This is a genomic window from Paraburkholderia sp. SIMBA_054, assembly GCF_046534875.1.
Classification (GTDB): Bacteria; Pseudomonadota; Gammaproteobacteria; order Burkholderiales; family Burkholderiaceae; genus Paraburkholderia; species Paraburkholderia hospita.
The window spans coordinates 135,036-156,903 of sequence record NZ_JAWRXV010000008.1; the positions used below are offsets into that span (position 1 = coordinate 135,036).

Here is a 21,868-nt window from a genome sequence, read left to right on the forward strand (position 1 = left end):
CATGGCGAACAACAACTTCTATTCCCACTTCGACAAGGCGCTGCGAGCCGGTGCGACGGCCGCCGGCGGCGGCAGGCTGCGGGGCCAGGCCGAGGTGAAGCTGGTCGATCTCAACGATGCGACGAACCGGGCCATCGCCAATGCGAGCTACGAGCTGTTCGGCCCGGGCGACGTCGAGCGGCTGGCAGCGGGCGCGATCACGCGGCGTTTTCCCGCGCCGTTTGCAAGCAATGCCGAAGTCACCAAGCTCGCCCTGGTGGAATTTTCGGCAGTCGACCTGCCGTGGCGCTACACGCCGCAGCTCGCCGGCGCGAATGGCTTGCGTCCCTGGCTCGTGCTGGTGGTCGGCCAGCGATCGGCCAACGACATCGTGCTGCGTCCCGATGGCCGCGTCACGCTGGGGCTCGTCGCGCAGTTCAATCATCGGCTCGGCGAATCGCTGAAGTGGGCGCACGTCCATGAGGTGGCGGGGCACGCGACGGTCGCGCGGCTGCTGGCGCCGACGCCTGCCGGTGCGGGCAATTATCTTGACGACACGGAATATGTCGCCTGCCTTGTGCCCGCGTTCACTGCATCGGGCGACGACGCGTGGGACGGCACCCGGCCGGTGACGTGTGCGCTCTATGACTGGTGGTCGTTTCGTACGGGACCAGCAGGGGACTTCCGCGATCTGGCGCGCAAGCTCCACAAGGCCGCGCTCGTCCCAAAGCCCGGCGGCAAGCCATTCGGCATCGCGCAGGTGAGCTACGCCAGCCGCGCCGCGCTGCAAAAGACGACCCAGCTGCAGACGGCGGGCGCACTGCGCCTTCCTCGCGTGCCGGGCGACCCGCCCGATCCCGCCGACGATGCGCCGCCCAACGATGTCGTCCTGGAGACGGCGGCGCTTGCGCGCCGGATCGTCACGCCAGACGGTCGGCCCGTCGTGACTTCGCCGCGCTACGACGCGCCCTTCGGCGATGCGAACGGACCTGACGATCCCGTGGATAACGGCTGGATTGCGCAGCTCCGTAACGATCCGCGGCTGCGCGGCGCCGCCGGCCTCGGAGCATGGAACGCGGTCGAATGGCAGGACAGGATCAGCGCCGCCGCAGCCTTGAAGGCGGGAGACCTCGCGATTGCCGCCGGCCGCATCCGTCATGTGGCGCTGGGTGTCGAGGTGAGCCGTTCGCTGTGGCGCCGCCGGTTGCCGGCCGATTCGCCCGAGCGTATCGCCGTGCTGATGTCTTCGCTGGGTCGATTGCTGACGACGGCTGGCCGATCCGCACTCGACGAAGTCGCCGGCCGCACCCCGCAGTTGAGCCGCGCGTTGCTGTCGTCGGCGGCGCGGCGCGCGCTGCGGCCCGGTCCCGCGCGCACTGCGCTGTCCGCGGATGGCCGTGCGCCGTTCGGGGCCGTCATCGCCGCCGCCAACGAATGCCCGGACGACCGAGCGGACCCCGCCGGCATCCACTCGACCGGGCGCGACCCCGATGCAGCCGTCAAGCAGGCGATCGTCGAGGCTGCACGCGGCGACATGGGCCTTGCCGACGCCGTCCTGCAGCGCCTCGGTTCGCACCCGGGTCCGGGCGCCGTCGCCGCGGCGCTCCGCGCGCTTGCCGCGGGGCCCGGCGGCAAGCCTGATCTCGAGGCGGTGAAACGCTTCCTCGCCACGCGAACGTTTCCGGAGCCGGACCCCTCGGTTCTCGAGTGGGACGGCTGGATGAACGAGCATGCGGCGCACGAGCCCTGTCGCACGCTCGATCTCGACGCGTTCGCCGGCATCGTGTCCAAAGCGATCGACCCCACCGTGGCGCGTCCGCCTGCCGTCGAACGCGTGCTGGCGACGCTGCCCGGCATCGAGCACATCGGTCCCGTCGAGATCGAGCCTGAACTCGATCTTCCGCTCTGGAGCTTCGTGTCCGAACGGGCGCCCGACTGGATGCTGCCCGGGGCAGGCGACCTGCTCGACGGCGATGTGGTCGCGCTCGGGACCAACCCCGTGTTCGTCGAATCGTACTTGGTCGGCGCCAATCATCAGGCGAGCGCCGAGCTTCGCTGGCGCAACGTTCCGCTCGTCACACGCTGGTCGCCGCTGCGCAAGTTCTGGCAGCGCAAGAGCAGCGTGCTGGACATCGTGCCGATCCGCCAATGGAAGGCCGCCGACCCGCTCGGCAGCGCAGCGTTGCTGCCGCCGGATCATCCGGGTGACGAGGCCGTCGTCGCTTTCCGCACGACGCTGTTTCGCCGCTACCCGTCGACGGTGGTCTACCTGTACCAGCAGGAGAACGACTGGACCGCGCCGGCCCCGCACCTTGCGCTCGATCTGAACAAGCGCGTGGACCCGAGCTTCACGGGTACGATCGGCCGCGACCTCACCTTCTTCGGCTTTCCCGTCAAGCCGCAGGAACTGCTCGACTACTGGGTGGTGCTCGAAGAGCCGCCCGCCGGCTACCGTTTCTATCATGCTCCAGACCCGCTCTTGCCGGGTTCGGAGGTCCACTCCGCCGACTACGCTCACCGCCGTTTTGCGATACCCGTGCGCGTGATGATCGGGCGGCTTCTACACGATCCGGCGTGAGGCGCGCATGAGTACGGTCGAAGTGCTTGCCCCGCTCCGGCTCGAGACGCGCTTCGTGCCGCCCGAGCAACGTACTGATGGCGTCGCGCAGTGGATGCTGCGGCTGCGCGTCTACCCGGACGATTTCTCGGTGCCCCGCATCGTTGCGCCGCCCGCCACGGACGAACTCGACAGGCTCGCGGAGGCGATCGGCCGCATGGCGGGGCCGGCGCCATTGTCCGAAGCCGATGCGTTTGGCCTGTTCGCGGGCTTCGTCGGCGCTGGCCGCGCGCTCCCACTGTGGCGTCAGCACGTGATCACGGACAGCGAAGGGCAGCGCGCACTCGATCGCACGGGCGAAACCGGCCACACGTCGTTCCGAGTGTACGGCGCCGTGGGGCTGCCCGAACAGATGGACGTCTGGTTCGCCCACGCGGACGGCACGCGGCAACTGGCTGCAACGCTCACGCCGGACCGCGCCGCCATCGCCGCGGACATGGATCTCGCACAGTTCACGGCGGGTGGCCTTGCGAGCGGCTCGCTGCCGGATACCTGGTGGCTCTCGTATCCGCGAGCCGTCAAGGTCGGTCTCGGGATCGACATCGATGTGGGCGCGGTGCCGCCCGTGCTGGACGCGCTGGTCGTGCTCGGAATCGGAGAGACCGATGCCGCTGAACTCGTCGATGCGCACAACGCGTCGGCCAGAATGGCGGTGCTCGCGCCAGGCACGCCGACCAACACCGTCGCCGGCGAGCCGACCACGGACTTTGGTGAGCATGCCGAAACGGTCTATCCGCTGTTGCATGCGAAAGCCGCCGACCAGATGTCGACGGAGTCCGTGCTGAGCGGCCTGACAGGCCGTGTTGCACCCGCTGCGTTGCCAATGCTCGGCGGCGAGCTTGATTACTACGGTCCGGGGTCGCTGGCGGTGCAGGGGTTCTGGCCCGCGCTGTGGGGACGGTATCTGCGGGATGTGACGGGCGCGGGCGAGACGGAAATCGAACTCGCGCGCTGGGCGATCCGCTACCTCGCCGTCGAAGGTCCTCGTCCGGCATTCAGGGTGGGGGAGCAGCCCTATGGTCTGCTGCCGACCTCCGCTTTCGCGAACTGGATCGATGAGCCGGGCGACGCGCTCGCCGCGATCGAAAGCCGTGTCCGCAGTTGGGCGCTGCCGTGGCGGAGCGCGACGGCCAGCGCGAATCGCGCGGCGCGCGTGCAGGTGAACGGTCAGGATTCACGCGGCCTCTTGAGCGTGCTCGGTCTGCATGCGCCGAGCCGCTACTGGGGCGTGCGCGCGACGGCCGATCTCTACCAGTTGCAGGCGCTGCGCCTTTCCCACGGCATGCCGCCGCTCGATCATCAATGGGACGACGCGGCCGCCGACGCGCTGCGCGGTGTGCCCTCGCCGCTGCATCCCGTCGGACGCGCACCCGGACGCGGCGCCATTCCCGGCCCGCCGCGCGACGAACAGGAGAAGATCGAACTCCTGAAGCGCCTGCCGACGATGGACCCGGAGCTGCTTCTCGGCTTGCGTGCCGAACTGGGTCTGGTCGGGCATCTGATGCGCGAGACGCTGATCGCCGGTCGCGCGATCGTCGGTGATGCCTTCCGCCGGCTCCAGCAGGGCCTACCCATCAGTCTCGGGCAACCGCTCGCCTGGGACGACCAGGCGGCGTATCGCGACGCGCTTTTTGCGGGCAGCGACGCTGCCGTCCAAACGCTTCGGACCGCGAACGATCCTGCGGGCCGGGTGCTGGCGCAGCGCTTTGCCGATGTGCAAGAGGCCCTGGAGGTGATTGCCGATCTGTGGGACAGGATGGCGCGCCCGCTGTTTCGCGCCGCGCTGGCCGCGCTGGATACTGCGGCCTTTCGCGCCGATCCGTGGCTCACGGGTCTGGCGGAACGTCGGCTGCAGCGGCTGATCTCGGCGCGTGCGCCATTCCGCCTCGGCGTGTACGGCTGGGTCGATGCGCCCGCACCGTTCGACGCTGCGCCAGACGGCACGCTGGCACCGGGACCGACCGTGGCAGGACTGCTGCACGCGCCGTCCTCCGCGCAGGCCATGACGGCCGCGTTGCTGCGCGACGCGGCCGTCCGGCATCCGGGGATCGACCGGTGGCGTCTCAATCTCGACAGTGCGAAAGTGCGCGCGGCTACTGCACTGGCCGAGCGCGTCCGGCTGGGCGTGCATCCGTATGAGGCGCTGGGACTCGAGGTCGAAAGGGTTGCGGGCGACTGGGACGTAGTCCGTACGTTGCGGGAAACCTATCCGCTGGCCGCCGATCAGCAGCAGCGCCGCGTGTGCGACGGTCAGAAGGTATTGGCCGCGGCGCGCGACGGCACGCTGGCCGCGGGACTGCCCGCGGATCTCGCCGCGCGTCTCGCGCCGCTGGACGAGGTGCTCGACACTTACGCCGACTTGCTCGTGGCGGATGGCGTCCACGCGCTCGTTACCGGCCATGCCGATCTTGCCAACGCCGCAATGGAAGCGGCCGCCGGCCTCGGCGCGCCGCCGGAGCTGCGTGCGATCCGCACGCCGCGCGAGGCGACCACGGTCAGGGTCAGCGCATGGGTGCTTCTGCCTGCCGCCGCCACGCCCGTCGGCCCCGATGCGGACCCGGCCGCCGTCGCCGATCCGACGTGGGATGCTGCGCTTGCTCCCATACTCGGAGGAACGGACGAGGGCGCGTCGAGCGCCTCGCTCACGGGCGGCGCCTACGAAGGTCTGCCCAACACGGCCGATGCCGACCTGCGCGCGGCCATCGCCGCCGATCTCGGCGCGCGGCTCGTCCAGCTCGTTGCGCTCGCGCAGTCCGCGTACGACGCACTCGCGGCGCTCGATCCCGCCGCCGCCGGGGCGAGCCAGGCCGTGACGGACGCGGCGGCGCGCTGGAACATCGATCTGAGCGCCACGCCGCCGACCAGTTCCGCCGATGCCGGGCCCGGCACGGCCGAGCGGCGTGATGCGATCGTCACGGCGTTGGCCGATCGGCTTCAGACGGCAGCGTCGCTGCCGCCCGCCGACGTGCGGCGCGCGCTGCGCACGCTGGCCGGCCGTCCGGAACTGCCGGTGATTCCGATCGTGCCGCGCGCCGTATTGCCCGTGCTGCGCTCGCGCCCAGGCCTCGATCGGGAGTGGCTCGAAATCGTTGCCGCCGTGCGGCCGCGGCTGGCTGCGCTGGAGGCGCGTCAGCTCGATGCGGCACAGCCGGCATGGCCCAGCGCCATCGCCGCTCCCGGTGGATCTACCGACCCGTGGCATGCGACGGGCCCCGTCGTGCTCGCGTATGGTCCGGGGCTGTCGAGTTTTGGAAGCAAGGTGGCGCTTGCCGCAATCGACGGCTGGAGCGAATCGGTCCCGAGCCGCCGTCATACGACCACGGCGGCGTTCGGCTTCAATGCGCCGAAATCGCGTGCGCCGCAAGCGGTGCTGGTCGCGGTGCCGCCCGATCTGACACAGCGGCTGGACAACGCTGGCCTGCTCGACGTGGTGCTCGAAACACGCGAAATGGCCCACGCGCGCGTGCCTGCGCAGAACAGCGCCGCATCGTTGCCGCACGCGATGTCGACGGCGCTGGTAAGTGCGCGTTCGCCGTTGTCGTTTCTCGCCAACTGGCCCGCGTGAAGGAGCGTGCACGATGAGCGATCCGTTCTACCTTGCTCTCGAGCCGCGTCGCGCGGACAGCGACGAGGGGCTGCGTGCGCGCGTCGCCGATCCTGTGTGGTTTCTGTCGCGCCAGTGGCAACTGGGCGAGCACCAGGGTGAGGATGCATCGTCGCCCGTGGCCGTGCGCTGCGCGCCGCTGCACATTCCCATCAGCTACGACCGCGCGCGGCCGGACCTCGATCCCACGGTGATTCCAGCCGAGGCACTGCTCGAGGCGGAACCGGGCGACTGGTGGACGATTGGCCGCCGCGTGCGGCTCGGGCGCGCCGCAGCGCCGCTGCTCGACGCGACGGTGATCGGGCGCCTGAAGATGGGCCGCCTGCCGGCACCGTACGAAGCGCTGGCTGACGAAGTGGACGGGCGCGCCGTGTTCCTCGCCGGTCATCTGGCCGGTCACACGATGTGGGCGGAAGTTCCGTCGCCCGCTGCCGACCGCTGGTCATCATCGCAGTTGCATTTTGACGCGCGCTTCGAGGCGGGGGGCACCGTGTTGCAGGTGCGTGAGCATCTGGGAGGCGATGTCGAGTGGTTCACCGTGGACGGCGCGCCTGGAACACTGACCGTAACGCGCGCCGTCGCACCCGCCGATCCGCATGAAGTGATTCCGGGCCGGCTCGATTACCCCGGCGCGCCGCAGCCGCGGTGGTGGCAACTCGAAGACCATGCCGTCGATATCGGCGGTTTCGCGCCCGACCGCTCGCATTTCCCGACCATGCTGCTGCTCGATGCGGTGCTCGCGCATGCGGACGACTGGTTCACCTTCCCGGTCCGTCCACCCGCCGATCCCAGTCAGAATCCGTCGAGCGGGGTGTTGGTGACGCTCGAAGGCGTGACGGTGCGCGACAGCTTCGGCGAGACCTGGAATCTGTCGGCACCCAGCGCAAGCGGCGCCGACGCGTGGTCGCTGTTCCACACAGCCGGGCTGGCCGAGTCGTCTCTCGTCGTCTGGCCGGTCGCTGTCGCGCCGCTGACGGGCCCTGCGCTCGACGAACTGCTGATCGGCGTCGATGAGGACGCCAACCTCGCGTGGGCCGTCGAGTTGCGCGCGGATGGACTGCAAGTGCTCGCGAGCGCCGATACGTCGACCGCGCTCGCGCAGGGCACGCGAACGGGCACGCGCGAATTTCGCTATTTGCCGTCCACCACCTTGCCGGATGGCTGGCATCCGTATCAGCGGATTCGTATCGGCGATCCGACGCCAGGCGGCGCGGTCGTCAGCACGGCGAATGATCCGGGCGCGGGAGATGGGCGCTCGGGTGGCTGGCGCCAAGGCGTGCTGGCCGACCTCACCGGGATGTATCCGCGGCCCCGTCCCGGCCCCGTATCACGCCTGATCGGCGGCCCGTCGGGCGCGGGCCTTGGACGCGGGCACACGCTCGCCTCGCGCGCGATACCCAGCAACGGCGTCATGCTGCGACGGCGCGCGATGCTCGCGCGCGACACATCCGGCCGACCGGTTTTGTGGGTCGAGCGCAGCGCGGCGCCCGTGGCCGGGCCGCCGACATCGCACCTGCGGTTCGACGTTTTCGCCGAGAACGCGGTCTCGAAGCGGGGAGGCGGGTGATGGCCTTCGTTGACGTGCAACTGATCGATGGACTCGGCTTGCCGTATATCGCGGGCGCCGAAGCGGGGCTCGCCGATCCTCAGCTCGATCCTCTTTTCGACGGTGCATGGCAGGGCCTGCTCGCGGCTTTTCCCGGCCTGAGCCTGCAGCCCTTGTTCGATAGCCTGCCCGTTGAGCAACTGGCTGACCTCGTGGATGCTGTGCGCCTTGCCGGCAACGAACCGCCCGACCCGTTCGTGTGGTTCACGTTGCCGTGCGAGGACGCCGCAGCACAGGCGCTCGCCACAGCCGCGAGTGCGCTGCCGATGGTGCGCTTTGCCGGCGTGCGCGACACGACGTACCTGCCTGTTTCGTATGGCACAAACCCCGATGCGCAGCGCACGCTGCAGATCCAGCCGTCGCCGAACGGCGTCGATGCCGTCTATGCGTGGGACGTCGCCGGAGGGGCTGGCGACGGCGCGCGTGTCGCCGACATCGAAAGCGGCTGGCTTCTGACGCACGAGGAACTGATCGGCGCGCGGGTGCGCAAGCTGTCGGTGTTCGGATCGGCTCTTGTCGATCACGGTACGGGCGTCGTTGGCATCGTGGCCGGCTCGGACAACGGCGTCGGGGCAATCGGCATCGCGCCCGGCGCGGCCGTGGACCTTGTAACGGAGGATCGCGGCGGGGTAGCGAACCGCGCCGCAGCCATCGCCGTGGCCACCGCAAACCTCTCCAGCGGCGATGTCCTGCTGATCGAGGGCGCGCTGCCCTTCACGCCGACACCCGAGCCGGCCATCCTGGTGGAGTTCGATCCCGCCGTGCAGGCGGCCATCGGCATCGCAGTGGGCCGTGGCATCACGGTGATCGAGCCGGCGGGCAACGGCGGCGTCGACCTGGACCAGTTCCCCTTCCTGGCCCACACGCGGCCTGATTCGCTCACCTTCAGCGGTGCGATCGTCGTTGGCGCGGGTGAGTTTTCGGGCCCGCCGTCCGATCAATGGGCGCGCACGTTTTCGTCGTTCGGCAGCCGGGTCGACTGCTTTGCGGCGGGCGCCGCGATTCGCGCTCCGGCGGCCAGCGCGCCCAACGCTTATCAGAGCTTCAGCGGCACGTCGGGGGCATCGGCGATTATTGCTGCGAGCGCAGCGCTGCTGCAGTCGATGACGCGCGCCGCTACGGGAGGGACGCTTCTGCCCGCCGACGTGCGCCGGCTGTTCCGGAGCGCGTCGCTGGGCGTGCTGCCGGACGATCCGCTCGGCGCGCGCATCGGCGCGATGCCGGACCTGCGCAAGATCATCCGCGCGCAAGGACTCGCGCGTGTGCTGCCTGTGGCGGGCGCCACGTCCGGCGGCGACGCGCTGTTCATCGTCCATCTCGACGCCGACAACCGGATGGTGCGGCGGCATTGGACCTTCTTCACCGGCTGGGGACGGCCGCTCGCGGCCGACCCGCCGAACGACCGCTTCGAACTGGTCGCCGCACAACCCGCTGCGATCTCGACGGTGGAAACGCAGCCGCTCGCACGGCTGCGGCACGACGCGTTCTTCGGCGGCGCGGGCGGCATCCAGCATATGTTCTGGGATTCGCTGGGCCAACAGGGCGATGTTTCGAAGCCGGTGGTCGCAACCGGGCTGGTCGCGGAAGGGCGCGCGGTCGCGGTGGCGCTGCCGACACCGGACCGGCTGCTGCTGGCGGCGACCAATCCGCAAGGGCGGCTCGTCGTGTTCGTCGGCGACCTGCAAACGCTGCTGGCAGGCATGAGCGCGCCGCTGGTCCTCGATTTCGTAGCCAGCTATCGCCGTGTCACGGGGCCCGTACTGGTCTCGCGCGGCGCGGGCAGTGCCGACGTGGTCGCGATCGAAGACGGCGGCAGCTTCAAGTGGTACACGGGCAATGTCCTCGCGACGGTGGGGACGGGCTGGAGCGGAGCCGTCACCGACCCGAGCGGCGTGGCGTTCGAGCCCGGCGCGCGGCCGGCACTGCTGGCGCTCGGCGGCAGGTTGATTGCCGCGGCGGTTGGCTCGGAGGGCTGGTTGCGGGCGATCGACATCGATCCCGCCTCGCAGACGATCGCCGAGCCGGTCGTCGTCGACGTGCAGGCGACCATCGACACGCTCGGGCCGCTCGCTCTCGCGCTGGCTGGCAACCGCGTCGTGGTCCTCGCCGTCGACACCGAACGTGTGCTGCGTGCCGCGACACGCGCCATCGCCGGCGGCGACTGGACGCCGCTGCTGCCGATCGTCTCGGATACCGCGATCAGCCCGCTCGGCGGGGTCACGGCGGTGTCGATCGATCTGGGCGTGATGGCGATCGCGGTCGACGTCGGCGGGACGATCCGGTCGGCGCTGTCGGCCAATGGGCTCGAATGGACCGCGCTCGCTCCGCTGTCCCCGTTGGCGGAACCAGCGGACTTCACCGAGACGTCGCCGCTGCGCTCCGCGCGCCTGACGGGCGATCCCGTGCTGCGGTCGTGCCTCGCTGGCGAGCACCGCATGATGGCGGGCGAAGATGGCCTGCCTGTCATGCGGCTTCAGCAGGCCCTGATCGATCTTGGACAGCCTGTGGGTCCGACGGGTGCCGATGGTGTGTTCGGCCTGGACACGGGCGCCGCCGTGACGGTCTACAAGGCGGACAAAGGCCTCGTTCCTGATGATCCCGTCGTCGGACCGGGAACGACGCGGGCTCTCGACGCCGACCTGCTGTTCGAGCCGCCGGGACTTGATCCGACCTTCGCCGAATTCAGCCCGTTTGTCGTCGAACATCGGCTCGAACAGTTCGTCGCGCTCGAGCTTGCGTCGCTCCTGCATGCGCCGCTCGATTCCTGGCGACACATGCTCGGCCGCTCGGCGCTGGCGCTTCTGAGTTCGGGAGCGCTTCTCGGGATCGTCGCGCGCAGCCGCCTGGACGATCTGAAAGAGCGCTTCACGCGGACCGCCGACTCGATGCAGCGCGGAATGAGCGCCGATACGCTCTTCAGCCAGGCAGCCGATTCGAACAATCCGGCAGTCACGATGATGTTCTCAAGCGGTGGCACGATCAAATCGTTCATTGTCGTGAACGACACGACGATTCTCGGACGTGAAACGATCGTGCGCCGTGTCGATGGCACGCATGCGCCCGCGACCTTGCAGGGCGTTCTCGTGCACGAACTGACGCACGCGCGCAATGCACCTGCTCTCGAAGCACTGCGGGCAACGGCCGATACGGATGCGCTGGTGTACGCCGACACCGCTCTGGCGCAGGCTCGTTCCGCCACGGGTAGCCCGAGTGCGAATGTGTTCCGGTCATTCGTTTCCGAACTGACCGCGCGACATGTGCACTGGGTCGTGCTGAAGGAACTTGCGGGCACGCCAGGGAGCCTTGCCGTGCTGTCACTGCCGGCGGATCAACTGGCCGAGGCGGCGTTGATCTATTTCGTCGAGATTTCGCATCTGTTCGATTCGAATGGCTACATTGCTGGCATCAATGCGCAACACGACGCAAAGCGGTTCAGCCAGTTGGCGTTGTGGCTGAAGCATTGCGCCGATCAATCGTTCAGTGATGCAGACGATCAGGACAGGCAGTCGACGCTAGTGTTTCAGGCGGCCGCGCGGGTGTGTGCCGAATGGGCTGTGGACGCGCCTCTGGATGTGCCCGACGAGAGCGGTCTTTATCCTTTGCCTGACGATTTTGTATAGCGCTATGTGTTGGTTTGACGAAGGAGAGGGTGGGGAGAATGGTGTGCTGGAAGCCGTGTGCGCGTCTGAGTGTGCTCGGGAGCGTGACGGGCGGGATCGCTTCGGTCGAGTTATCAAGTCAAAAATGGAAGTCATCGGCCAGATATCAATTGTCCATCGAGGGCGATAGAAACAGACCTTGCAAGATGACGATTCTTGCGCAGCGCCATCGTAACGGGTTTGTTGTATTCGCTCGTGCGTTCGCGGACCGCGATTGTTAATTGTGAGCCGACACGTCGCGTCTCGGAGCAGCCATGCGCGTTCGTTCGCTCATTCGATTCCTTGGCGATTCAAGCGGCGACTTCGCTCGATAAGCGGTCGTTGCATCTGCAACAGGGAAAATGACGAAATGTCGGCCTTAGCCGACATTCAGCTATCGGCAACGGTGTGACGGCTTTACGTTGCTTTCCGCCCATTCGCAGCTCGGCAGATTCTGTCCACCGGCCGCGCTCTCGTGGGAGGCGCCTCCCGCGAAGGGAATCACAGATCCGCCATTACCGGAATTTCTAAAGATTCGCCGGAAAGACTTTTGCCTCACTGAATACGCTTAGCGCTCAGTGGCGGCATGCGCGTCTGGCGGCCGGGAAAGATAACGATCATGTAATGATCGGGTCAGCATCGGGACAGGCACCACTGCCGAGAATGAAGGAACTACTCATCGACGCCGATGGGGAGGCTCAAGGTCGCGTTCATGGTGAATGTGGCCGCTACGCTCCCAAAGGGGAACCATCATGAAAGCACTGGTCAAGGCCGTACTGATTGCCTGCGCGCTGAGCGCATCTACATTCGCGTTTGCCGAAACCTCAACCGCGCCGGTGACTCGCGCCGAGGTACAAGCCGATCTCGTCCGGGTCGAACAAGCCGGTTATCGTCCAGCAGCGAAGGATCCGTACTATCCCTCCGACATCCAGGCGGCCGAGGCGAAGGTCGCGGCGCAACGCCAAACGCCCGAGGCGGCGTCGGTCGGCGGCGTGCCGACGGGCGCCTCACAGGCCGGCGCGCCTCTTGCGCTGAACGACGCGCAGCCGGTCTACGATCACCATTGAAGCACGTCATGCTGCCGGCCGCTGCCGGACCCGGTCCGGCGTAAGAGGGACGCGTCTTAGCCTGAACTCTTGAAGCGCGCGGCACGCTGTTCCACGCCGCGTCCTTTCTTTGATGGTAACGCACCAACATTTTCTCCGTGCCCGGCACTCGTACGACCGGCAGCAACGGCGGTACCGTCAATTTTATTGCCCCGCTCGACACCATCGCATCTCGGAGCGCGACGTTGTGGTCTCGCTTACATTCCGCCGCTGCTATGCCTGCTCGTGACGCCCATTAAGACAACACTTGGATTCCAGAACGATTCAATCGATCAGGGCACACCTGATGGTCGCCTCGCTAGCCGCGATCGCAATTGACGCAAGCGTTCTTGCGGTGATGGGACTATTCAATGTACCGGAGTCGGCCTTCGAAACGACGATCTTTCGGATCGCGGTGATTTTTGGCGTATCTCTCGCGATATTCTGGGCACGAAGTCTGGCGCTCATATCCTATCGATCGGCTCTGCGACAGGGTCACATTTTGATGGCCACTGAAATCGAAGACATACATCTGTCTGAAGCGTGTCCCTTCCGACCACTCGTGATACTGCACTTTCGACTGTCGGGTGTTTCGCGAAATCTGATTCGATAGCGGGTCGATTCGCTCAACTTTCACATAGGATGGATGGTTCCAAATGCGTGGGAATAAGCGCTATGGACCCTGCCCGCCACCCTTGGGTCCGTCCGCCATGGCGTGAGCCCAGCAAGGATTCGTCATTGATACGCTATGCAAAACAAACTTATCGCAATCGCTTCCACTGGGTCACTGGTTGCTGTTGCCGACTCTTTTTTTCGGTTGCCGAGATTGGCGTGAAGCGCCTTGATGTCGACCTCCTCGTGGAATGGGCGGCATTGGTGAACTCGTGACCCGATCACGGCGTGTCGGCAACCGGTTCACTTTTGCATCGGCAGCAACAACCATTCTGACCTGCTAGACTGAAAGTTCCCCTGCAAGCTATGGAGGGAGACATGACGACCGTCTACGTCGTGAAGACTGGCGAGAAGTTCCTCTGCACCGCAGAGGACGGCGATATCGGCATGGCGCCGGAGATTAAGGAAGCCACGGCCTTTCTCTCATATGAGGAAGCGAACAAAATCGCGAACGAGCACGCCGACCCCGGATACGAAATCGTGGCCGTCAACCGTACGAGACCCTGATGAGGAGTTCAGCGGGATGGAGCGGTGTGGCAGTTCGTCGGACTCATAACTCGAAGGTCGTAGGTTCAAATCCTACCCCCGCAACTAGGTGCAGTAAGGCGTTGCGCGATTCAGGCCATTTTCGCCACCGGGTTTTTCGTCGAATTTGGGCGCTATGTGGGCGTTGGCCGCGAAAATCCGGCAAAAACCGTCACACCATCAAACCCGCCTGCGAGCGGGTTTTTTGTTTTCGGCGCGAGCTTGCGCCGGTCCTCGCCGCTCCCGTCAGGCAGCAGCGAGTTCTTCCTTGATTTCGTGGTACTTCTCCCACGCCTGCTCGGAAACTCGAACTTCGTCGTGCCATGCTGCTTCGGCTGCTTCCCGTGCCGCCTTGGCCGCGAGCACGACATCCTCAGTGACGGCGCCTTTCTTCTGCGCTACGACCATCGCCTTGTAATGCGCCACCGCGACGGACTTGTGGTGTTCCTTCGCCAGTTTTTCTTCCTTGGCAATATGCACGAGTTTCAGCACGTACTTGAGCAGTTCCTCTTTGCTTCTGAACTTCGGCTTCACCCTCGGATACTCGGCAAAGTACGTATCCCAGGCCGCTACACTTTCCGCGCAGTGCGCGATGTATTCACGGTAAGCCGCTTTCTTTTCCTCGCCGGGCGGAAGGGCTTCGAATCTGTGCCTTGCCGCGTTTTTCACCGTTGACACTTCGATCGCCTTGACGAGCACGGGCGGTTTCAGCAGCCGGACCCTATAGAGCAGTTTCTTGAGCAGTTCCATCATTTCTCTCTCCGACAGTTGGTGCACACCTGCTTGCGGCTCTCCGGGCGTGCCGGTGTTCTTACGAGTTAACGATAGGACTGCGCAGATGCCGCAGACCGTGGTGAAACGCCGCAGTTAGAGGCTCTGTTCAGGTTGCCGGCGGCCAGTCCTGGCATTTTCCTGTCACGGGAATGACGCGATTCGTGCCGCGCAAGAAATTCCACATCGTTCGCACGACTCACCGGAAGGACGGACACGGGAATGCCCCGCTATGGATTCCGGCAGACGGCCAGGAACCGCTCGTGAGGGCCGGTTGATATGTTGATGCCACCGAGGGGTGCAGCGGCTCCTACGCGCGTGGCGTTCGCCGGTTTCGTGGCACAATTTTTGAGTCGTCAGAGGCAAGGGGAGCTGGGCAATTTCCCCAAAAATAACCGCTTCCGAGTGGAAGCGCCGTGCGTGTCAGCCCGTATGGTTATTGCTCACTGCTCTTACTACATGTCCTCTAAAACACCTAGATGGAAGTGACGTGCGGCATTCAAGACAAGCATCAGCACCATGAAGCCGCTGACGGTGTCAAAAATGTTCTCAGCTTGGTCAAGGGTAAAGATTGTTCCGATCAGGTATGCCACTCACGTTCTGTCGGTGTATCACCACTACCGCTGGCTAGCCTATGTGAACGACTTGCAGAAGAAAGGTAAGCAACCTGGCGGCTTCCTGCTCGAGACCGGTGACTGGCAGAAGGCGCAACTCAACAGCGACGCGAAGAGGGAGCCCGATTTCTGGGTGCGTTGATGATCAAGCTGATTGCCCGTCGTAAGCCGAAGCCGTTACCAGAACTACAGTAATCCCATGACCGAGAAGGGTCGCGGAGTATGAGTTTGCCGCTAGGGGAAACTGCCTTCCGGCTGCTCGATCTCGCCACCGTCAGCAAACGGCCGCATTGCTGACGTAGAACCCAGCATGGCCGAATGTCGGCAATGGCCGAGAACTCGCTAGGGCATTCGCCCCCGCGAATGGCCACTGTAGTCCGACATCGTTGAGCAACGCGGGCGTTGGATCGGTCGAAAAGGCCTTGTCCCTGCCCCATTGCTTCCAGACGAGCAAGGAGTGCCCGCGAGGCGGCCAGCGTGTGGCTTACTGTGTTCGATTTGGTTCGACGTGCCACGATACGAGTTAGCCATGGCTATCAATCCACGCGCGACACCATGAAAGACCTGCCGATTGAGCTTCTTCGTCAGTCTCGAACGCGCCCAGCACTCCAGACACCTCTACGACTTTAGTGTCGCGCATGATTGTGCCGCTTCCTGCGAATCGCCCCCGTCGCAGGATGTCTTCTTGCTGCAAGATGGCGTGGCCCCACAGCGTGTATCCGCGATATTTCTCAGTTTGCATCTGTCGACCTCTCAAGGTCCTCCATGCCGTGCACGATCACAATGATTGCCTCAGTTCGGGTGGATCTGCAAGTATCTACTGCCTCAGGCGCCCGGTGTCAATTCCCGCCGTCTTTAACGCTGCGTCAATCATTTTCAGCTCCTGCCCAAAGTCCAGCGCCCATTCCTCACCGTCACACCGTACGGTCATGCCGTTGTGCAACGAAATGACGTAGCGCGCCTTGTACAGCGCGTCGACGAGCCTTGACTCTCGCTCAGCCTCTCGAACCCACTCGTCCGCTCTCATGATGAAATCTCCTTTGGATGAATCGCCGCAGTCAGGCGAATGCATCGCCGGTTGCTCGAGCTTCGATTTCAAACGGCAAGACCGCTCGGCGCGACCGAGCGCGTGCGCTCATGAGCGCTGCCTCGGGCCGCACATTTACAGTCAGGTCGCCTTCGAATTTCGGGCCCTTGCGCTTGATGATGTCCGCGTTCACGCCTTCTTCGGCGGGACGCACCGCAACTCGCAGCTCGGCCAGAGACGCATCTGATGCCTCGCGGATGGGCCGAAATACGAAGAATAGTGACGTGCTCGAGCGAGCAGCCAACAGCAGGCGCCGGAGCGCATCTGCGCGGGCATGCGTCTGCCACAGCAGGACGGCACCGCATGTACTCGCTTTCAGAATCTGCTCCGCCGACCATAGCTGGTCGTTTGAGCACTTTGCACGCAACAGGAGAACCTGTTCGGCCCGAATGCCTGAATACGCGAGACCCTGTGCACACGGGGCACACGGTGGCTCAACCAGGGCCACTGGCGCCTTCAGTGACCCGAGTGCCGGGGCGAGCAGCCGTATCTCTCCTGAACCCAGTGCTTGCGCCAGGACTTCGGTGAGCGCCCCAATAGGCCACCCTCCGCCAGGCAGCTCGTGCGACAAGACCGGATACCCCGTGTCGACGGTTGACACGCGACCGCGCGCGAGCTGCGATGCGCGCCAGAGCGCTGGGTGGATTGACTCCGGTAATGGGGTGCGAGCATTGTCCATGGTCAGATAATTACTGTATGGATATACAGTATAGCCTGGATTTTCTGCCAGTATCATGGTGCTAGCGCCGACGCTGAGCTACGCGATAGGAGCGGCAAAAGGACTCAACTATTTGCGCGATCCGTCGCCAAACGGCAGATGCACGTTGCGGGTGTACGCGGAGGCTGGCCGTATGACCGTCCTGCCGGCTGGATATTTGTCTTTGGGAGAGTTTGATGTGCTACAGCGCGCAAATTCAGGCGAACTACCGTCGATACGTTCGGATGTTCGGTGCCCATACGAGCATCGAGGACTTCGCGAAACTCTATTTCGATAGGGCAGAGGCTGCTTCCAGGATTAAAGTCCCAAAGGCGCTTGATGTTGCATTCCTGGAGGCGGACGAGGCCGCAACGGATGCAATCCGGCGCGCCATCGGCTGGTTCAATGAGACCCAGAATTCCGCTCTCGAACAGGAGCTGTTCAAGCAGCGTACCCGGCTTGCAGACGCAGAGCGCACGCTGGAAAAGAAGGTGACCAAGGCGGCATCAGCGGGCAAACGAATTGCGACTGACAAAATCGAAGCCACGCTGAGGCGCATTGATGACCTCAAGCGCACAGAGCTGAAACCTCAGGACTCACGCATATATCCTGGCTATTACGCACCCGTCCTCGTCGTTGAAGATGGCGAGCGCGTCATCAAGCCGATGCGCTATCAATGCCGCATTGCCGGAAAGCCCGCGAACTACGACATCAAATATCCGGGCACCTACAACGCGCGTCGCGACAACCTGGGTGGATTCTGGAAGCCTCTCTTTGGCTATCGGCACGGCATCCTCGTCGTCGATGTGTTCTACGAGAACGTGAGCCGCGCGAAGATGGAAGGGCGTCAGCTTGCTGAGGGTGAGAAGGACGAAAATGTGGTGCTGGAATTCCGACCGAGCGACGGCCAACCGATGTTCGTGGCATGTCTGTGGTCGCATTGGTCCGCTCCTGGTGAGCCAGACCTGCTGTCTTTTGCTGCAATTACGGACGAGCCGCCCGAGGAAATTGCTGCGGCCGGTCATGACCGATGCATTGTGCCCATCAAAGAAGAGCATATCGACGCATGGCTGAACCCAGACCCAAAGGATGTTGCTGCCTTGTACGCGATTCTTGACGACAAGGAACGACCATACTATGAGCACCGACTTGCCGCGTGATTCGCGGTTCACACCTTAGTCAATCCCGTTTTTCAATCGCTCGTTCGACACCATGAAGGTATATCTCGACGCTGAGCGTCCGACTTCAGCGTGATGGGTGCGGGTGTATTGCCCAGATGAAGCTATCCGGCTCCTTATACTATCCAGGTGACGTTCAGGAAACCGAACGAAGGTTGGAAGCCAGGCGTCAGGCATAAAAAAATGCAGTCGCCGGTACAAAGCAGCCGGGATTGGAGAGCACAGTGCGTTGAGTACAGCGGAGGAGCGGCAGGCATCAATCGCCGTCCTCCTCGTGCTGATGATGTTTCCAGCCCTTGTGCAAGCCATTGTCGTGCCATTGCCGACGGTCCCTGTACTCGCCCTCATCTCCGTGACCGTAGGCATCGGGCGCTTGCGCGTACATGACGGGAGGCTCCTGATACACGCCTGGCGGTCCCGCGTATTCGACTACGGGAGCCGCTTCAAACACGACGGTTGGCGGCGCTTCATACACGGGAACGGGGCGCGCCGGACGGGGGCGATCCTGCGTCGCGAAATCGCCCGGACGACCAGGCCGCCCCGTAGCAAACTGCGATGCAGCGAAATCCCGGGACGGTGCAGCGCCGTGATTGAACGGAGGGGAAGGCACGTGGCGGGCGATCTCAGCGCGGGAAACCGCAGTTCCACGAGAAGAAGCCGACGATGGCGGTGCGCTACGACCGGGCGAAGACATCTGTCGCTTTGGCGGTGCGGATCGGGGGATCCCGAGCGCCTGCCGCACGCTCGCCATAAAGTGCGACGCCCAATTCCCGCGTTTTTGGGGCACGCCGCTGCCCGCTTTGCCAGGCCGCCCTGCAACTGGCCGCCGTGCAGCAGAACCCCGGGAAGGTGCCGCGCGGCGCTCGGGCGAAGTGGAAGGCGTAGGAGTGGTGAGTGCGGTATGGGCGATTGCGCGAGCAGAAGGTGCGGTTGATGACGTGACCGGACCCGACGAGGACACTTGTTGTGTCGGCGATACCGGTTCGATTGTCCCGTGCACCTCGGTGCCGGCCTTGAATTCGTCGTAGGCGCTCTGATCATGATGGTTGGGCCAGACATCAAGCGTGATGGCACCCGCGACCCCGAAGGCCAATGCGCTCGTCCACGCGACCCAAAGTTCGGGGCGTCCGAACCACGTAGTCGGTGCGGCCGGCACTGGATCAACAGCAAGATTGGCGCCGACAGCAAGGCTACCTGCACGCCGATGCAGCAACCCCGGCTGCATGGACACGGCGCCAGCCCCCGACTCATTTCGCGTGATCTTTCGAGAGAACCTCCTGAAGAGAATGATGACCGAAACGATCACGCACATCAGCGTATTGGCCAGATTCATCCAGAACATCCCGTTTGGAATTCCCCGGCTCATTTCGAGGAGCATGAGTGCGAACGTGCCATTGCTGATAGCCCAGCTACCCCAACTGAGCAGACTGTGGCTGCGCACGTCTGCTTCCCTCGCGAGGAGTTTGCCGATGGTCGGAAGGTACGTCAGGATGCGCGCCCCATTCCAGAACAGGAACATCGCGCTAAGTACCTGAATGTAGAGTTCGTGAGACATCTCGACTTCCTTGCCAGCCGTGGCAGGGCGGGCCATGTACTCCGTCGCAGGCACCCGGGGTATTTCATGCGCAGTTCCTGTTCAACGAGGAACTGCTTACGCTTGCCAGCCAGAACCCGACCGGCCAAGCCGCATGCGCCCAGGCACGCCGATTTTCAAAGGTCCTTATGCCAGACCTTTGCAAACGGTTGGTACTTGACGGGATCGCTTGAGCTTTGCGACCGCAAGCAGACTCGCGGCGGCCATTGCGATCGTCCGCATCGTCTCGCGCCAACATTGAGGTCTGACTAAAAAAGCATGCCAGCTCCGCGTCCGACCGCTCGTCCGATGGTCCGATTTGTCGGCGGCGTGGATAGCAACGTTTTCGTAGCCCACTGGCTCATGATAGAAAACTTATCGCAATGTCGCTGCCCCGCCGTCTCTCGCCTACGGCCGCGCTGAACAAGCCGGTGGCTCGATTCAGGAATATTCAAGTACGAAGCGTGGCTGCGTTACGCAGGCGCATTACGGCGGCGCGAACGGCGGCGAAGCGCCTATCAGCTGCCTCACGGTAGCCGACACTCTAACGTCTGCAATGGCCGAACCGCTGCCCATGATCCCGCAAGCGAAGGCGGCAAGCGCGTGCTGTTCTATTCAGGCGATGATGCGCAGGCGAAAGCAAAGATCGGCGAGTTCATCGAGCGGCTCGGCTTTTTTGGTATCGATCTTGGCCCTCTCGCGATTAGCGCGCGGCTCGTGCAGTTTCCGGGTGGTCCGTTGCCGACGTTGAATCTGGTGAAGTTCGGTTAAACGGCTGCATATGGCGCGAGGCGGTTTCTCAGCCTCGACAATTTCATCAAGCCAGTGACGTCGATGACAGTCATGCCGTTCGACACCGCTGCATCCTACGCGGGGCATCTTCTACCGGCGGCTGGGAACCGCCTACATCGTCAACTGCGCCAGACTGCTCTCGATCGTCGAGAGATCGTCATGCCTCAAACAACTGCATCCAACTGTGAACTGGTTTGGCTCTTCCTGTCGAAGCGATGAAGATCATCGGGCCGGTTGAAGATCCGTAGTTGCCCATTTCACGCGCCTCGCATCGACCGATGATTTCGTCCGATCTTAATCGACTTCCTCTTCGCGAACGCCTAGCATTAAAGTTGCCGCCTCGCGAGGAGATAGCCATGTTGTGTGTCGTCTGCGCAAAAGAGGTCCCCGTCAGTAAGGACCAGAACCCGTGGTGCTCGGAACTGTGTCGCGGCAAGTGGCAACGCCGCCAGCCTTTCCTCTTTGCAGACCTAAAGCCCAAGAATCGCGACCTGCGCAAAGAGAAGCCCATCCCGCAGCCTGCGAACACAGGGGAAAATCTGCTTGCCGCCGTATTGCAGAGCAACACATTCGACGACGACACACTCGCCAGGCTGCGCGGCGTAACAACGGCCACGCGGCCCCTTGCGATCGAAAAAGAGGTTGGGTCCGGCTTTCACAAGAATGCTACGCACTACCAGCAGAGAAGCGGCAAAGTCGAAACAACGCCGATCAGCGCCGACCGCATGCTTGAAATCGCGATCATGGCGTACAACACGGCAATCCTGCTGCATCAGGCGAAAAAGCCGGTGATCCTGTATCGAATCGCGGGCAAACGCACGCTGAGTGAAGAAGAACAGAAGCAGACGTTGTCGAGTTCCGTGCGCGCGAAAGTCGATGTCGGAGCCACGGAGCGCAAGGAAGTGTGGCCGATTGAAAAGACCGCGGCGTGGATTCAGGGCGCCATGCGTGCGCGCGTGAGCTTCGTGTTGCTCAATGATCCGCGTGAGGATCTGGTCGGCGGCGTTGACAAAAAATCCGACGCGATTTACGTACGCGAGATATTCCAGATCATTTCGACGCACTATGTCATCGGTAAGGCAACCGATGAGATAACGCCAAAGGCACAGCTTACCTGCGCAAAAGGCAAGATCCTGCCGTTCGTGCTGAACCCGCCGGACAAGACTATCGGCCCGCTGCCGCTGATTCCGCGCATGAATCAGAAGATCGACTGGAGCCACACATGGGATGGCTCGAAGTCGTCGCTGACAATTGGCGATCCCGCTGAATTGATCCGTGATCAACTGACTGTGACATTCAAGGAAGCGGGAACCTCGCTTGGCATTCCGGAGTATCCGGCGAAGAGTTGGAAAGTGGACTAGGTTGGAAAAGGGTTGAAGGGGGTGTGGTGGGGGTCATTGACGGTCGAGATTTTTGCCGCCTGGCCTTAA

The 21,868-nt window shown here is 64.1% G+C and carries 15 protein-coding genes; 10 read left to right on the forward strand and 5 right to left on the reverse strand.

The genetic code is table 11. The annotated features are described in order from the left end of the window. Window position 1 precedes the first annotated feature (1 nt). The 6 genes from SB822_RS12240 (at window position 2) to SB822_RS12265 (ending at window position 13,708) form a co-directional block, all read left to right on the forward strand. Complete coding sequence (locus tag SB822_RS12240) at window positions 2–2,557, forward strand: hypothetical protein (RefSeq protein ID WP_007576672.1); 2,556 nt, start codon at window positions 2–4, stop codon at window positions 2,555–2,557. A gap of 7 nt (window positions 2,558–2,564) precedes the next feature. After that, window positions 2,565–6,161: a hypothetical protein gene (locus SB822_RS12245; RefSeq protein WP_410854777.1), complete on the forward strand. Its 3,597-nt coding sequence runs from the start codon at window positions 2,565–2,567 to the stop codon at window positions 6,159–6,161. A gap of 13 nt (window positions 6,162–6,174) precedes the next feature. Further along, window positions 6,175–7,767, forward strand: coding sequence for a hypothetical protein (locus SB822_RS12250; protein WP_410854778.1), 1,593 nt, complete (start codon window positions 6,175–6,177; stop codon window positions 7,765–7,767). Then, the gene (locus tag SB822_RS12255; protein ID WP_410854779.1) at window positions 7,767–11,426 is read left to right on the forward strand and encodes a S8 family serine peptidase; all 3,660 of its coding nucleotides are present in this window, start codon (window positions 7,767–7,769) and stop codon (window positions 11,424–11,426) included. The genes SB822_RS12250 and SB822_RS12255 overlap by 1 nt, the downstream gene beginning before the upstream one ends. 770 nt (window positions 11,427–12,196) lie before the next feature. Further along, on the forward strand, window positions 12,197–12,511 hold the full coding sequence (locus SB822_RS12260; RefSeq protein WP_007576680.1) for a DUF4148 domain-containing protein: 315 nt from the start codon (window positions 12,197–12,199) through the stop codon (window positions 12,509–12,511). A gap of 1,008 nt (window positions 12,512–13,519) precedes the next feature. Next, window positions 13,520–13,708 (forward strand): hypothetical protein, encoded by a 189-nt coding sequence (locus tag SB822_RS12265; protein ID WP_079502637.1) that lies wholly within the window; start codon window positions 13,520–13,522, stop codon window positions 13,706–13,708. 264 nt (window positions 13,709–13,972) lie between these two features. Here SB822_RS12265 and SB822_RS12270 read toward each other — a convergent pair whose 3' ends face one another. Beyond that, window positions 13,973–14,479 (reverse strand): hypothetical protein, encoded by a 507-nt coding sequence (locus SB822_RS12270; protein ID WP_079502636.1) that lies wholly within the window; start codon window positions 14,477–14,479, stop codon window positions 13,973–13,975. Between the two features lie 537 nt (window positions 14,480–15,016). Between SB822_RS12270 and SB822_RS12275 the strand changes: the two genes are divergently transcribed. Continuing rightward, on the forward strand, window positions 15,017–15,253 hold the full coding sequence (locus tag SB822_RS12275) for a hypothetical protein (RefSeq protein WP_079492602.1): 237 nt from the start codon (window positions 15,017–15,019) through the stop codon (window positions 15,251–15,253). A gap of 381 nt (window positions 15,254–15,634) precedes the next feature. Here SB822_RS12275 and SB822_RS12280 read toward each other — a convergent pair whose 3' ends face one another. The 3 genes from SB822_RS12280 to imuA form a co-directional block, all read right to left on the reverse strand. Next, entirely contained in the window at window positions 15,635–15,853 is a 219-nt protein-coding gene (locus tag SB822_RS12280; RefSeq protein WP_007576688.1) for a hypothetical protein, read from the reverse strand. A 75-nt stretch (window positions 15,854–15,928) separates the two neighbouring features. Then, on the reverse strand, window positions 15,929–16,138 hold the full coding sequence (locus tag SB822_RS12285; RefSeq protein ID WP_410854780.1) for a hypothetical protein: 210 nt from the start codon (window positions 16,136–16,138) through the stop codon (window positions 15,929–15,931). A 31-nt stretch (window positions 16,139–16,169) separates the two neighbouring features. Next, on the reverse strand, window positions 16,170–16,877 hold the full coding sequence (gene imuA / locus SB822_RS12290; RefSeq protein ID WP_410854847.1) for a translesion DNA synthesis-associated protein ImuA: 708 nt from the start codon (window positions 16,875–16,877) through the stop codon (window positions 16,170–16,172). A gap of 215 nt (window positions 16,878–17,092) precedes the next feature. Between imuA and SB822_RS12295 the strand changes: the two genes are divergently transcribed. After that, window positions 17,093–18,055, forward strand: a complete 963-nt coding sequence (locus SB822_RS12295; protein WP_410854781.1) for an SOS response-associated peptidase family protein — start codon at window positions 17,093–17,095, stop codon at window positions 18,053–18,055. Between the two features lie 274 nt (window positions 18,056–18,329). Here SB822_RS12295 and SB822_RS12300 read toward each other — a convergent pair whose 3' ends face one another. Then, window positions 18,330–19,664, reverse strand: coding sequence for a hypothetical protein (locus tag SB822_RS12300; RefSeq protein ID WP_410854782.1), 1,335 nt, complete (start codon window positions 19,662–19,664; stop codon window positions 18,330–18,332). Window positions 19,665–20,249: 585 nt separating this feature from the next. Between SB822_RS12300 and SB822_RS12305 the strand changes: the two genes are divergently transcribed. Both SB822_RS12305 and SB822_RS12310 read left to right on the forward strand, forming a co-directional pair. Continuing rightward, a complete protein-coding gene (locus SB822_RS12305) occupies window positions 20,250–20,417 on the forward strand; it encodes a hypothetical protein (RefSeq protein WP_007576698.1) in 168 nt (55 codons plus the stop codon). Window positions 20,418–20,794: 377 nt separating this feature from the next. Continuing rightward, window positions 20,795–21,799 carry a hypothetical protein gene (locus SB822_RS12310; RefSeq protein ID WP_007576700.1) on the forward strand — a complete coding sequence of 335 codons (1,005 nt, stop codon included), beginning with the start codon at window positions 20,795–20,797 and terminating at the stop codon, window positions 21,797–21,799. Window positions 21,800–21,868: the final 69 nt, after the last annotated feature.

What these genes read in the sequence shown, in the direction of transcription:
- SB822_RS12255 (WP_410854779.1), top strand. Translation starts at nt 7,767, where the DNA reads ATGGCCTTCGTTGACGTGCAACTGATCGATGGACTCGGCTTGCCGTAT.
- SB822_RS12295 (WP_410854781.1), top strand. Translation starts at nt 17,093, where the DNA reads ATGTGCTACAGCGCGCAAATTCAGGCGAACTACCGTCGATACGTTCGG.
- SB822_RS12285 (WP_410854780.1), bottom strand. Translation starts at nt 16,138, where the DNA reads ATGAGAGCGGACGAGTGGGTTCGAGAGGCTGAGCGAGAGTCAAGGCTC.
- SB822_RS12275 (WP_079492602.1), top strand. Translation starts at nt 15,017, where the DNA reads ATGAAGCCGCTGACGGTGTCAAAAATGTTCTCAGCTTGGTCAAGGGTA.
- SB822_RS12270 (WP_079502636.1), bottom strand. Translation starts at nt 14,479, where the DNA reads ATGATGGAACTGCTCAAGAAACTGCTCTATAGGGTCCGGCTGCTGAAA.
- SB822_RS12310 (WP_007576700.1), top strand. Translation starts at nt 20,795, where the DNA reads ATGTTGTGTGTCGTCTGCGCAAAAGAGGTCCCCGTCAGTAAGGACCAG.
- SB822_RS12245 (WP_410854777.1), top strand. Translation starts at nt 2,565, where the DNA reads ATGAGTACGGTCGAAGTGCTTGCCCCGCTCCGGCTCGAGACGCGCTTC.
- SB822_RS12280 (WP_007576688.1), bottom strand. Translation starts at nt 15,853, where the DNA reads ATGCAAACTGAGAAATATCGCGGATACACGCTGTGGGGCCACGCCATC.
- SB822_RS12260 (WP_007576680.1), top strand. Translation starts at nt 12,197, where the DNA reads ATGAAAGCACTGGTCAAGGCCGTACTGATTGCCTGCGCGCTGAGCGCA.
- SB822_RS12300 (WP_410854782.1), bottom strand. Translation starts at nt 19,664, where the DNA reads ATGGCCCGCCCTGCCACGGCTGGCAAGGAAGTCGAGATGTCTCACGAA.
- imuA (WP_410854847.1), bottom strand. Translation starts at nt 16,877, where the DNA reads ATGGACAATGCTCGCACCCCATTACCGGAGTCAATCCACCCAGCGCTC.
- SB822_RS12250 (WP_410854778.1), top strand. Translation starts at nt 6,175, where the DNA reads ATGAGCGATCCGTTCTACCTTGCTCTCGAGCCGCGTCGCGCGGACAGC.
- SB822_RS12240 (WP_007576672.1), top strand. Translation starts at nt 2, where the DNA reads ATGGCGAACAACAACTTCTATTCCCACTTCGACAAGGCGCTGCGAGCC.
- SB822_RS12265 (WP_079502637.1), top strand. Translation starts at nt 13,520, where the DNA reads ATGACGACCGTCTACGTCGTGAAGACTGGCGAGAAGTTCCTCTGCACC.